Source organism: Pseudomonas oryzihabitans NBRC 102199 (assembly GCF_000730625.1).
Lineage (GTDB): Bacteria > Pseudomonadota > Gammaproteobacteria > Pseudomonadales > Pseudomonadaceae > Chryseomonas > Chryseomonas oryzihabitans.
Window position 1 is genome coordinate 16,525 of the sequence record NZ_BBIT01000026.1, and the last position, 11,795, is coordinate 28,319.

At 64.6% G+C, this 11,795-nt stretch carries 14 protein-coding genes and 1 tRNA gene; 6 read left to right on the forward strand and 9 right to left on the reverse strand.

Translation table 11 applies throughout. The features are described from left to right. Nucleotides 1–50 precede the first annotated feature (50 nt). Nucleotides 51–1,619 carry a catalase gene (locus POR01S_RS22330; protein WP_042138431.1) on the reverse strand — a complete coding sequence of 523 codons (1,569 nt, stop codon included), beginning with the start codon at nucleotides 1,617–1,619 and terminating at the stop codon, nucleotides 51–53. A gap of 260 nt (nucleotides 1,620–1,879) precedes the next feature. Here POR01S_RS22330 and POR01S_RS22335 point away from each other — a divergent pair, with 260 nt between their 5' ends. Both POR01S_RS22335 and POR01S_RS22340 read left to right on the forward strand, forming a co-directional pair. After that, nucleotides 1,880–2,140, forward strand: a complete 261-nt coding sequence (locus POR01S_RS22335; protein ID WP_042138434.1) for a hypothetical protein — start codon at nucleotides 1,880–1,882, stop codon at nucleotides 2,138–2,140. A gap of 88 nt (nucleotides 2,141–2,228) precedes the next feature. Then, nucleotides 2,229–2,435 carry a carbon storage regulator gene (locus tag POR01S_RS22340; protein ID WP_042138436.1) on the forward strand — a complete coding sequence of 69 codons (207 nt, stop codon included), beginning with the start codon at nucleotides 2,229–2,231 and terminating at the stop codon, nucleotides 2,433–2,435. A 21-nt stretch (nucleotides 2,436–2,456) separates the two neighbouring features. Here POR01S_RS22340 and POR01S_RS22345 read toward each other — a convergent pair whose 3' ends face one another. Further along, nucleotides 2,457–2,927: a hypothetical protein gene (locus POR01S_RS22345; RefSeq protein ID WP_042138438.1), complete on the reverse strand. Its 471-nt coding sequence runs from the start codon at nucleotides 2,925–2,927 to the stop codon at nucleotides 2,457–2,459. Between the two features lie 590 nt (nucleotides 2,928–3,517). Here POR01S_RS22345 and POR01S_RS22350 point away from each other — a divergent pair. Then, on the forward strand, nucleotides 3,518–3,796 hold the full coding sequence (locus tag POR01S_RS22350; protein ID WP_027597619.1) for a hypothetical protein: 279 nt from the start codon (nucleotides 3,518–3,520) through the stop codon (nucleotides 3,794–3,796). A 59-nt stretch (nucleotides 3,797–3,855) separates the two neighbouring features. Here the strand turns inward: POR01S_RS22350 and POR01S_RS22355 are convergent. The 5 genes from POR01S_RS22355 to dapA form a co-directional block, all read right to left on the reverse strand. Beyond that, a tRNA-Ser gene (locus tag POR01S_RS22355) sits at nucleotides 3,856–3,945 on the reverse strand. A gap of 80 nt (nucleotides 3,946–4,025) precedes the next feature. Beyond that, a complete protein-coding gene (gene purC / locus POR01S_RS22360; protein WP_007162774.1) occupies nucleotides 4,026–4,736 on the reverse strand; it encodes a phosphoribosylaminoimidazolesuccinocarboxamide synthase in 711 nt (236 codons plus the stop codon). A gap of 157 nt (nucleotides 4,737–4,893) precedes the next feature. After that, entirely contained in the window at nucleotides 4,894–5,652 is a 759-nt protein-coding gene (locus POR01S_RS22365) for an MBL fold metallo-hydrolase (RefSeq protein ID WP_027597618.1), read from the reverse strand. Continuing rightward, nucleotides 5,591–6,775, reverse strand: coding sequence for an NlpB/DapX family lipoprotein (bamC, locus tag POR01S_RS22370; RefSeq protein WP_042138441.1), 1,185 nt, complete (start codon nucleotides 6,773–6,775; stop codon nucleotides 5,591–5,593). The genes POR01S_RS22365 and bamC overlap by 62 nt, the downstream gene beginning before the upstream one ends. A 14-nt stretch (nucleotides 6,776–6,789) precedes the next feature. Further along, on the reverse strand, nucleotides 6,790–7,668 hold the full coding sequence (gene dapA / locus POR01S_RS22375) for a 4-hydroxy-tetrahydrodipicolinate synthase (RefSeq protein ID WP_007162771.1): 879 nt from the start codon (nucleotides 7,666–7,668) through the stop codon (nucleotides 6,790–6,792). A gap of 153 nt (nucleotides 7,669–7,821) precedes the next feature. Here dapA and POR01S_RS22380 point away from each other — a divergent pair, with 153 nt between their 5' ends. Together POR01S_RS22380 and POR01S_RS22385 are read left to right on the forward strand one after the other, a co-directional pair. After that, nucleotides 7,822–8,382, forward strand: a complete 561-nt coding sequence (locus POR01S_RS22380; RefSeq protein WP_007162770.1) for a glycine cleavage system transcriptional repressor — start codon at nucleotides 7,822–7,824, stop codon at nucleotides 8,380–8,382. A 22-nt stretch (nucleotides 8,383–8,404) separates the two neighbouring features. Continuing rightward, nucleotides 8,405–8,878 carry a peroxiredoxin gene (locus POR01S_RS22385; RefSeq protein ID WP_027601299.1) on the forward strand — a complete coding sequence of 158 codons (474 nt, stop codon included), beginning with the start codon at nucleotides 8,405–8,407 and terminating at the stop codon, nucleotides 8,876–8,878. Here the strand turns inward: POR01S_RS22385 and POR01S_RS22390 are convergent, their stop codons facing one another. Beyond that, nucleotides 8,879–9,133 (reverse strand): sulfurtransferase TusA family protein, encoded by a 255-nt coding sequence (locus POR01S_RS22390; protein WP_007162768.1) that lies wholly within the window; start codon nucleotides 9,131–9,133, stop codon nucleotides 8,879–8,881. A 96-nt stretch (nucleotides 9,134–9,229) separates the two neighbouring features. Between POR01S_RS22390 and POR01S_RS22395 the strand changes: the two genes are divergently transcribed. Next, complete coding sequence (locus POR01S_RS22395; protein WP_007162767.1) at nucleotides 9,230–10,669, forward strand: M48 family metalloprotease; 1,440 nt, start codon at nucleotides 9,230–9,232, stop codon at nucleotides 10,667–10,669. Between the two features lie 17 nt (nucleotides 10,670–10,686). On the opposite strand, the gene nadA is transcribed toward POR01S_RS22395, so the two are convergent. Next, the gene (gene nadA, locus POR01S_RS22400) at nucleotides 10,687–11,745 is read right to left on the reverse strand and encodes a quinolinate synthase NadA (RefSeq protein ID WP_007162766.1); all 1,059 of its coding nucleotides are present in this window, start codon (nucleotides 11,743–11,745) and stop codon (nucleotides 10,687–10,689) included. Nucleotides 11,746–11,795 lie beyond the last annotated feature (50 nt).

The window sequence follows — 11,795 nt, forward strand, 5'->3', positions numbered from 1 at the left end:
CCTGTCCGCCGGGTCGCCTCGGCTTCAGCCGCAGGCGACGGCGTCCCCCCTCAACGGCTCTCCCGCTCCCCACCCTGGTAGGTCGGTTCAGTCACGTCCTCGTTGGGCGCAGGATGGCCCGGCAGATTCGGTAGCGCCTTGGCCCTTTCCAAGTCGATGCCGGCGCCCTGGGCCACCCGGGTGCCATAGTCCGGATCGCAGTGCCAGAAGTGCCAGACCATGCGCAACTGGATGTCTGCGGGACAGGCCTGCATGTCGGCGACCAGGTTGGCGATGAGATCGTCCCTTTCCCAGTCTTCGAAGCTGCGATAGCGCGCACCGGTCTGCTGGTAGTCAGCAGCCGTCTTGCGGGATTGATAGCGCCCCAGATGGCCTTCGATCCATTGACGATACTCGTGCTGCGGCCGCGGCGCCTCGCTCAGGCCACCCTGGGAGCTGGGCTCGTAATTGACGTGGGGATTGCTCCCGCTGCGATCTACCTGCAGCGCCATCTGGCCATCGCGCTGATTGGTGGCGTAGGGGCATTTGGGCGCATTGATCGGCAATTGCAGATAGTTGGCGCCGACCCGATAGCGCTGGGTATCGGAATAGGACAGGGTCCGCCCCTGCAGCATCTTGTCGTCGGAAAAGTCGATGCCCTCCACCAGCACTCCCGTACCGAAGGCGGCCTGCTCGGTTTCGGCGAAGACGTTCGAGGGATTGCGATCCAGCACCAGCCGGCCCACCGGCAACAGGGGAAACTGGTCTTCCGGCCAGCGCTTGGTGTCGTCCAGGGGATCGAAGGGCAGTTCGTCGTGCGCCTCGTCCGTCATGATCTGCACGCACATCTCCCACTCGGGATAGTCACCCCGCTCGATGGCGTCGTAGAGATCCCGACTGGCATGGCCCACGTCGTACTTCTGGATTTCGGCCGCCTGCTCGCTGGTGAGATTCCGGATGCCCTGCTTGGGCTCGAAGGAGAACTTGCACAGCACCGCCACGCCCTGGTCGTTGACCAGCTTGTAGGTGTTCACGCTGGAACCCTGCATGTGCCGATAGTCCGCCGGGATGCCCCAGGGGCTCTTCACCCAGGTCACCATGTGCAGCGCTTCCGGGTGATGCTGGACGAAGTCGTAGAAGCGCCAGGGCTCCTGGCGATTGGTGATGGGGTCGGGCTTGAAGGCATGGATCATGTCGGGAAACTTGATGGCGTCGCGAATGAAGAACACCTTCAGGTTGTTGCCCACCAGATCCCAGTTGCCGTCCTCGGTATAGAACTTGATCGCGAAGCCTCGCGGATCACGCGCGGTCTCGGGCGACTCCTTGGCCCCGATGACGGTGGAGAACCTCAGGAAGACCGGCGTCTTCACCCCGGTTTTGGTCAGCACCTTGGCACAGGTGTAGCGGCTGGCGGGTTCGTCGCCGATGGTACCATAGGCCTCGAACCAGCCATGGGCGGCGGTGCCCCGGGCATGCACCACCCGCTCGGGCACCCGCTCCCGATCGAAATGGGTGATCTTCTCGATGAACTGGTAGTTTTCCAGCGTGGCGGGGCCCCGCTCGCCCACGCTGCGCAGGCTTTGGTTGTCCCGTACCGGATGACCCTGGCGGGTCGTGAGAGTGATCTTGTCGTCGCTCATGGTGGTCTCCAGGCTAGTCACGTCGAACACTGCAGTGACCGGGCCTGTCCGCGGCAGTTGTCAGCCGTCAGACGAGCTGTCCGGAGACGAAACGGCGCCCGGGCCGCTTCTGCTGACCACCCGGGGCTCTAGCCGCTACCTCTCGTCCGTTCGGCGGAAAAAATCGCTGATCGCGCTATCGATCCCATCCAGACTGTTCATCAGCAGTCGATAAGACTCACGGCGATACTCTCCAACAAGAACAGCAGCCGGAGCTTCCCATGCCAGAAGAATACGAAAGCGATCCGCACCCCTGCTCGAAACCGGCGGGGCACTCCGACTTCAACGAAATGGCTGCCGCCGTCGCCGCCGCCATCTCCGTCTGGGCCCTGACCACCCTGGTCGCCTTGCTCGCGGGTTATCACGGCAGTGGTCCGACCAATGTCATCAACCTGCTGGTGGTCCTCGCGGGCGCTTTGGGATTCGTTGGACGGCGCTGGCAACTGGGGCGTCGGTATCGCTCCGTACATCGCGCCAGATAACCGGCGGAGCCCAACAATCTGCCTACTGATTCTCACCAGAGGCGGAACTGTTTATCATCGGCGCCCTGAAATCATGGCAGGGATGCTCATGTCTTATCTGGTCTTGACCCGTCGCACCGACGAAATCATCAATTTTTCCCTGAAGCCGGGGGCCGATGAAGAACAGGTGCTGGATCTGCTATTCAATGGCGGCATCAACATCCGCATCCTCAAGGTGCAGGGCGACCGCGTGCAGGTAGGCATCCAGGCGCCGACCGACATCAGCGTGATGCGGCAGGAATTGCTGCCCTTCTGAGTCGCCGCTGACCGACCGTCGCTACCGCAACCAGGGCGAGTTGCCGTTGCGCACGTACTCGAAGCGCCCCTCCAGACCCCGCCATTCAACGCCCTGCCAGAGTTCCGGCGCCAGCGTGCCTTCGGCCTGCAGATCCGCTCGATAGTGGGCGAAGAACGGCTGGCCGTCGCGCAGGACGATGACGTTGTGGCGCTCTTCGATCTGGGCGATGAGATCCAGGACGGCTTCGGCCGAGCGGCCGCCGCTCAGGCAATAGCAGCTGCCATATTGATGCAGCATGCTTTCGAAGCGGTAACGATAGAGAGTGCAGCGATCGGTCTCGAGGTGAACGCTCTGCCCCTTGGCATCCTGCAGGGCATGGTGGACGCAGTGGTCGCAGTCCTCGAATTCCTGACGCGACTCCACCCATTCACCGAGAAACTGCTTCTTCCACCGCCATACCAGCAGCCCACGATCTTCAGGCCGGGAATACACGCTGACCTTGTAGAACATCGCTCGACTCCTCTTATTGTTATGCGCCGAAGCCACCGTCCTATGGCTGCCGCTTGCCGCTCGGCCATCGGAGGTCGCACGCTCTGAGGCGTGCCTTTCCAGCATCGCTCCATTTGCCTGAGGCGTCCAGCCATTCCCGGGCGCTGGCCCCTACCGCTCGACGGTACGCAGCTACCGCAAACGGCCCTGGATGCGACATGAAGCGCCGCGGCTTCGTCCAACTTCCATACAAGATGACATCGGGTCTGCCGGCCGCTTTATCGCCTCGAGATCACGCAAGACCGCCATTCCAGAGCCGGATACAACAAGGGTACAAGTTCTGGTACCGCCCATCAGGCAAGGCGATATTGGCTGCTCACGACGATTCCGGCGAACTAGTATTCGGCCAACCGTGATCGCCAGGAGTGGTCGAAATCGCAGCCCTGACAAGGACTTGGACGGTCCCGGTGCCCAGGCAACCGCGCCTGGTCGCGTTCGGATCCCTGACCGGCTGAACGCCTTTTCGCGAATCGCCAGCAGCAGGGCCTGCAGCCGCCCTGGCCATCCAGGGCGGCGCCTCGGTGAACCCCTTATCCACTCAAGGACCTTTTATGACTGGCCTGGATAGCGACTGCAAAGAGGCGCTCCGTTATGCCATCAGAAACTGTCCCGCGCGCACGACGGGCCAGCTGGCGGCCATCGACTATGCCGAACGGGCCATCCGCCAGGGCCTGAACGCCCTCTCCCCCCTGGAGCAGAAGACGCTGGCCCTGGAGCTGGGTTTCTGGCTAAGCCATTACCAGCGGATCCAGGAATTCTCCGCTCCTGGCCCAGCCGATGCAGAGACCGCGCAGACGCCTGCAGCCTCCCCTACCCGCAAGATCGACTAGCCAATCCGCAGGCAATAAAAAACCCCGAGGTGCCTGGCACGCTCGGGGTTTTCCGTATTTGGCGGAGAGATAGGGATTTGAACCCTAGGAGCCATTGCTGACTCAACGGATTTCGAATCCGTCCCGTTCGACCACTCCGGCATCTCTCCAACGCGGCGCATGATACCAGTCATGCGGGCAAAAGCGAACAAGCAATTGCAAAAAAAGCTCTGGTATCAGCGGCTTGCGTTTAGAGCGGGACGCCCAGGCGCTGGGCGACCTCTTCGTAGGCCTCGATCACGCCGCCCAGACCCTGGCGGAAGCGATCCTTGTCCATCTTCTTGCGGGTTTCCTTATCCCACAGGCGGCTGCCGTCCGGGCTGAATTCGTCGCCCAGCACGACCTTGCCGTGGAACAGGCCGAATTCCAGCTTGAAGTCGACCAGTAGCAGACCGGCGTCGTCGAACAGCTGCTTGAGGATGTCATTGATGCGGAAGGTCAGCGCCTTCATCTCGGCCAGCTGGTCGAGAGTGGCCCAGCCAAAGGCCTGGACATGGCTTTCGTTGACCATGGGGTCGTGCAGCGCATCGTTCTTCAGGAAGAGTTCGAAGGTCGGCGGCGTCAGCTCCAGGCCCTCCTCCACGCCCAGGCGGCGCACCAAGCTGCCGGCGGCGAAGTTACGCACCACGCATTCCACCGGAATCATCTCGAGCTTCTTGACCAGGCATTCGTTGTCGCCCAGCAGTTGCTCGAACTGAGTGGGGATGCCGGCGGCTTCGAGCTTCTGCATGACAAAGGCATTGAACTTGTTGTTCACCATGCCCTTGCGCTCGAGTTGCTCGATGCGCTCGCCATCGAAGGCAGAGGTGTCGTTGCGGAACAACAGGACCAGGCGATCGGGATCGTCGGTGGTGAATACCGACTTGGCCTTGCCACGGTAGAGTTCTGCGCGTTTTTCCATCTTGGACTCCGGTTCGAAGGGCTTGCAGGCTGTGGACGAACGCAGGTGAGACGACCGGTTCGGGACGAGTACAGCCGGGAAGCGCAGTTTACATAGGATCGTGGATCTTTTGGCCGTGCAGCAACGCCCGACCGCTAAAGAAAAGCCGGTCAGCGCCTCAGGCGATGGCCTGCCACTCCAACCCCTGCTGCTGATCGGCGATCTGCAGCCAGTCCGCATCGCAGCCCAGCACATTGCTGAAGCAGGCGCGGGCGAGCCAGGGGTTGTTGTTCTTCTCGCTCAGGTGGGCGAGCACCAGATGCTGCAGGCCCGGACAGGCCAGCTCCATCACCAGCTCGGCCGATTGCCGGTTGTTGAGGTGACCGCGCACCCCGCCGACCCGTGCCTTGAGGTGATAGGGATAAGGGCCCGCGGCGAGCATGTTGCTGTCGTGGTTGGCTTCGATCACCAGGGCATCCAGGCCACGGTAATGCGCCAGCACCCCAGGGGTGGCCTCGCCGAGATCGGTGAGCACGCCCAGGCGCTTGCGGCCATCGTCGAAGACGAACTGGGTCGGCTCCAGGGCGTCATGGGACACCTGCACCACGGTCACTTCCAGCGCGTCCAGCACCAGCCGTTCGCCGTCCACCAGCAGGCCCTGGGCGGCCACCGGCTTGCGCAGGCCGCGCCCGGTACCGGCGCTGTAATAGACCGGCACCCCGTGCTTGCGCGCCAGGAGCTCGACGCCCTGCACGTGATCGGAGTGTTCGTGGGTGACCAGGACGGCATCCAGCTGGGCAGGTACCACGCCCAGCCGGGCCAGACGACGTTCGGCTTCCCGCAGGGAGAAGCCGCAGTCGATCAGCACATAGCTGTTATGGCTGTGCACCAGGGTCGAGTTGCCCCGACTGCCGCTGCCCAGGATTGCGAAGCGCATACTGCATGCTCGTCTGAAGCTTTTTCAGCACGCCTTCGGCGATGTCCTGGGGTGCTGCGGTGTTGATGGTCTTGTCCAGGGTGACCTGGACGGTGTTGCCTACCGAGGTGAGGCGCACCTGGAAGCGCCGTGCGCGGGCGTCTTCCTCTTCCTTGGTCTCGCCCTTGCCAAACATGCGGCCGAAGAAGCCCGGCTTGCGCTCTTCGGGCTTCTGCGCGCCTTCGGCGATGTTCACGTAGTAGACGCCCAGGCTGCGATCCATGTCGTCGACGCGGATGTCGGCGCCTTCGATGGCGCGACCCACGCTGGACCAGGCGCGATTCAGATCGCTTTCCAGCACCAGCATGGGCACGCCGCTGCCGTCGACCTCGTAGGTCACGCGCTCGGGGGTGTCGTAGCCACCAGCGGCCAGCAGCGAGACCGAGCCACTGCCCTGCTCGCTGCGGTCCAGGCCGGCCAGCACCTGATTCAGCAGGGCGTCATCGAGTGCCGAGCTGTTCTGGCTGCTGGACCAGGACGGCTCGCTGGAGCTGCCCTGGCTGCGGGTCTGGGTCTGGATGAAGATTTCGCTGCTGCCCGATTGCACGCCCGGCTCGATGCGCAGGCGGGTGCGCAGCTCGTTGCCCGGCTGCAGGCGGCCGTTGGTGCTCAGACTGCGGGCCAGCGGGGTCGACAGCTCGGTGGGCGCCTGCCAGGCGGTGATGATCTCACCGGTCTGCGGACGCTCTTCGGCAATGCGGAAGCCGTTGTCGGTCAGGTACTGACGGGCCACCGGCCAGACGCTGGCGGGGACCTTCTGGGCGGCCAGCCAGCGGGCGTTGCCGCTGCGCTGCACGCTGAACTGTTCGTTGCCACTGCCCTGGACGGCCAGCGACTGGGGTTTCGGCACTTCGAAGCCATAGGAGCGATTCTGGGTATCGGCCACGTTGGCCGGAATCGGCAGCAGCGGATCCATCGGCTTGGCCTGGACATCGGTCGGCACCTGCATGGGGCCGGTTTCGCGGGCTTCGAGATAGTCATTGCCGCGATCGCGGAAATAACCATGCTCGCCCCACACCCAGCTGCAGCCACTGGCGGTGGCCACGGCCAGACCCAGCGTCGTCAAACCCAGAACACGTTTCATCGACTGCTTCCTAATCACGCCAGCACTCCCGCCTGACGCAGGGCCTGACGTACCACTTCGTGGCAGCGCGAGCTCAGCCAGGTCAGCGGCAGGCGAATACCGGCGTCGATCATGCCCATTTCATGCAGGGCCCACTTCACCGGGATCGGATTCGATTCGATGAACAGATTCTTGTGCAGCGGCATCAGCTGTTCGTTGAGCGCGCGTGCGGTGTCGGCATCGCCCCGCATGGCGGCGGCGCAGAGTTCGCTCATGGCGCGCGGCGCGACGTTGGCGGTCACCGAGATGTTGCCCTTGCCGCCCAGCAGCATGAGTTCGGCGGCGGTGGCGTCATCGCCCGAGTAGACCAGGAAGTCCTTGCCCACACGGGAGAGGATGTCGCGGGCGCGCGCCAGGTCGCCGGTGGCTTCCTTGATACCGATGATGTTCGGCACCTTGGCCAGGCGCTCGACAGTCTCGGCCAGCATGTCGCAGGCGGTACGGCCCGGCACGTTGTAGAGGATCTGCGGAATGGCGACGGTTTCGGCGATCATGCGGAAGTGCTGGTACAGCCCTTCCTGGGTCGGCTTGTTGTAGTAGGGCACGACCAGCAGACAGGCGTCGGCGCCCGCGTCCTTGGCGGCGCGGGTCAGGTCGATGGCCTCACGGGTGGAATTGCCACCGGTGCCGGCGATGACCGGGATGCGGCCCTTGACCTGCTCGACCACATGACGGATCACGGCAACGTGCTCGTCGACGTCGACCGTGGCGGATTCACCCGAGGTGCCCACCGCGACGATGGCGTCGGTGCCTTCGGCGAGATGGAAGTCCACCAGCTTGGTCAGGTTGTCCCAGTCGATACGCCCCTGGGCGTCCATAGGGGTGACCAGCGCCACCATGCTCCCCGCAATCATGCAACCGCTCCTGCCGGAAAAAGAGAGCGGTAATGGTACTGACGCCTCTGCGCCAGCACAAGCAACGCGCCCCCAACGGGCATTCCCCCCGCGAGCGCTTTTCGCTACCCTTTCGCCTTTGCCAGTCTGTAATTCCCCCTGCCAGGAAGCCTAATGTCCGCCACCCCCCCGATTCGCGAACAATTTCTCGTCATCAGCGCGCTGGGCGCCAACCCCATGGAGCTGACCAACGTGCTCTACCGCAGCTGCATGGACAACCGCTGCGCAGTGGTCAGCAGCCGGCTGAGCCGGCACGGGGAATACAGCGCGCTGATCCTGCAGGTCTCCGGCAACTGGGACGGCCTCGCGCGCCTCGAAGGCGGCCTCGCCGGCCTCGGCAAGCGTCACGGCTTCACCGTCGGCGTCACCCGCAGCGCCGCCCTGGAGAATCGCCCCCAGGCCCTGCCGTACGTCGTCTATGTCAGTGCCGCCTATCGCCCGGACATCCTCAACGAGCTCTGCCAGTTCTTCGCCGACCACAAGATCGAAGTGGAGAACCTGGTCTGCGATTCCTACCAGGCGCCCCAGACCGGCGGCACCATGCTCAACGCCACCATCACCGTGACCCTGCCCGCCGGCACCCAGATCAGCTGGCTGCGCGACCAGTTCCTGGATTTCGCCGACGCCCTCAATCTCGATGCCCTGATCGAGCCCTGGCGGCCGCAGAGCAACTGACGGAACCCGCAAGGAGCTGCCCATGAGCGTGACTCTCGACCAACCGCTTCCGGCTTTCCAGGCCCAGGCCACCAGCGGCCTCGAGGTCTCGCCGGCCAGTCTGCGCGGCCGTCAGGCGGTGCTCTATTTCTACCCCAAGGACAACACTCCCGGCTGCACCACCCAGGGCCAGGGCTTTCGCGATCTGCACGAGCAGTTCCTCGCGGCCGACACCCAGGTCTTCGGCATCAGCCGTGACAGCCTGCGCACCCACGAGAATTTCCGTACCAAGCAGGGCTTTCCCTTCGAGCTGATCAGCGACAAGGACGAGACCCTCTGCCAGCTGTTCGACGTGATGCGACAGAAGAAGCTCTATGGCAAGGACTACATCGGCGTGGATCGCAGCACCTTCCTCATCGACCGGGAAGGCGTGGTGCGCCAGATCTGGCGCGGCGTGAAGGTCCCCGGGCACGTCGCCGAGGTCCTGGCCGCCGCCCAGGCGCTGAACAAGGCCTGATCAGGCCTTGCGCAGCCAGTAGCGGAAGGTTTCCCCCGCCACCTCTTCGCCCACCAGGGCGTGTCCCGACAGCTTGGCGAAGGTACGGAAGTCGCGTTGCGACCCGGCATCGGTCGCCACCACGGCCAGCACCTCGCCGGAAGACAGGCGGTTGAGTTCCAGCTTGGCCTTGAGCAGCGGCATGGGGCAGCTCAGGCCACTGGCGTCCAGCTGGGCGGTCACCGCGCCGGTGTAGGGTTGGCTCAGATCGGCCATGAGATTCTCCATTGGGGGCTAGGTCAGTGCCCGGGTTTGCTAGGCACCCAGACGGCGGGCCGCTAAAGTAGCCCTTTTGCGGCCACGAGTCTTGCCATGAACGTCCTGCGCCCCGCCCTGCTGTCCCTGGCGCTACTCGCCGCGCCCCATCTGGCGCAGGGGGCGAACGATCTGCCGTCACTGGGCGATGCCAGCTCTTCGATCGTCTCGCCCGAGCAGGAGTTTCAGATGGGCCGCGCCTGGCTGAGCATGTTGCGCGGCCAGGTCCCGGCTATCAACGATCCGCAGCTCAAGCAATTCGTCGAGCAAACCGTCTACAAGCTGGCCGAGACCAGCGACCTGCAGGACCACCGCCTGGTCTTCATCCTGATCAAGGATCCCGAGATCAACGCCTTCGCCGCGCCCGGCGGGGTGATCGGGGTCAATGGCGGGCTGTTCCTCAAGTCGGAGACCGAAGCCGAGTACGCGGCGGTCATGGCCCATGAGTTGGGTCACCTCATCCAGCGCCACTTCGCCCGCGGGGTGGAAAACCAGCAGCGCATGCAGTTGCCGCTGATGGCGGCCCTGCTCGCCGGCATCGTGGCCGCCGCGGCAGGCGGCGGCGATGCGGGAATCGCCGCAATCGCCTCGACCCAGGCGGCGGCCATCCAGAGCCAGTTGCGCTTTTCCCGACTCAACGAGCAGGAGGCCGACCGCGTCGGCATCGTCAATCTGGAGCGCGCCGGCTACGATCCGCGCGCCATGCCGGAGATGTTCGGTCGGCTCGCCCGGCAGTATCGCTATGACCGTACCCCGCCGGAATTCCTGCTGACCCACCCGGTCACCGATAGCCGGATCGCCGATACCCAGGCGCGTGCCGAGCGTTTTCCCAAGGGCGGCGTCGAGGATAGCAAGCGCTTCCAGCTGATGAAGGTGCGGGCTCAGATGTATTTCGAGGAAACCGCCGGCCTGCTGGTGAAGCGCTATAGAGCCCAGCTGCAGGAAAACCCGGACAACGACGCGGTCCGCTACGGCCTGGCCATGGGCCTGACCAAGCAGGGCCAGCTCAACGAGGCGCGGGACACCCTGGCGCCGCTGCTGCGCAAGGCGCCGGACGAGATCAGCTACAACCTCGCCCAGGTCGACCTGGACATCACCGCCAATCGCCTGCCCGACGCCCAGAAACGCGTACAGCGACTGCTGGAGCTCTATCCGGACGATCTGGCGGTGAGCCTGGCCCAGGTGGACCTGCTTGGCCGCACCAAGCAGGCCAAGGCCGCCAGCCAACTGCTCGACAAGCTGCTCAAGCAGCGGCCGATCGATCCGGATCTGTGGAATCAGGCGGCGGACGTCCGCGGTCAGGCCGGCGACCTGGTCGGCGTGCACCAGGCACGCGCCGAGTACTTCGCCCTCACCGGTGACTACAACCAGGCCATCCAGCAACTGGGCTTCGCCAAGCAGCGCGCCGCCAGCAACTATCAGCTGGCCGCGCGGATCGATGCCCGCCAGCAGGAGATGATCGCCCAGCGCAAGCTGAGCGAAGAAATCCTGCGCTAGCGTCCTGGGCCGCGCCCTCAGGCGTTGCCCTTGACCTTCAGCTGCAGCGCCTGGGTGAAGTCGAGCATGCGCTTGAGCGGCTTGACCGCCCGGGGGATGAGTGCCGGATCGACCAGCACCTCGCCGGAGCCGTCGAGCAGGCAGTTGAGGGTGCGCTCCAGGGTATTCATCGCCATCCACGGGCAGTGGGCGCAGCTGCGGCAGGCGGCGCCGTTGCCGGCGGTGGGCGCCTCGATGAAGGTCTTGTCCGGGCAGGCCTGCTGCATCTTGTAGAAGATGCCGCGATCGGTGGCGACGATGAACTGGCGATTGGGCAGCGTCTGGGCCGCCTTGATCATCTGGCTGGTGGAGCCGACATGGTCGGCCAGTTCGATCACCGCCTCGGGCGACTCCGGATGCACCAGGATGGCCGCCTCCGGATAGAGCCGCTTGAGGTCTTCCAGCTGGCTCGCCTTGAATTCCTCATGGACGATGCAGGAGCCTTCCCAGAGCAGCATGTCGGCGCCGGTCTCGCGCTGGATATAGCGACCCAGGTGGCGATCGGGGGCCCAGAGAATGGTCTCGTCGTTGTCCATCAGGTGCTCGACGATGTCCAGCGCGCAGCCGGAGGTGACCACCCAGTCCGCCCGGGCCTTCACCGCGGCCGAGGTGTTGGCGTAGACCACCACGGTGCGCTCGGGATGCTGGTCGCAGAAGGCGGAGAATTCCTCCACCGGGCAGCCCAGGTCCAGGGAGCAGGTGGCTTCCAGGGTCGGCATCAGCACCCGCTTTTCCGGGTTGAGGATCTTGGCCGTCTCGCCCATGAACTTGACCCCGGCCACCACCACGGTGGACGCCGGATGGCGATTGCCGAAACGCGCCATCTCCAGGGAGTCGGCGACGCAACCGCCGGTCTCCTCGGCCAGCGCCTGGATCAGCGGATCGGTGTAGTAGTGGGCGAGCAGCACCGCGTTCTGCGCCTTGAGCTCGCGGGCGATGGCGGTCTTGTAGGCCGCGATCTCGTCCGGCCCGAGCGCCTTGGGCTGCTTGGCGGCCAGATGGGCCTGGACCAGGAGACGTTCGGAAATCTGCACCATGGCGGGTACCTGAAAACGGGGGTCGTCAAGGCCGCGCATCATAGCAGCAT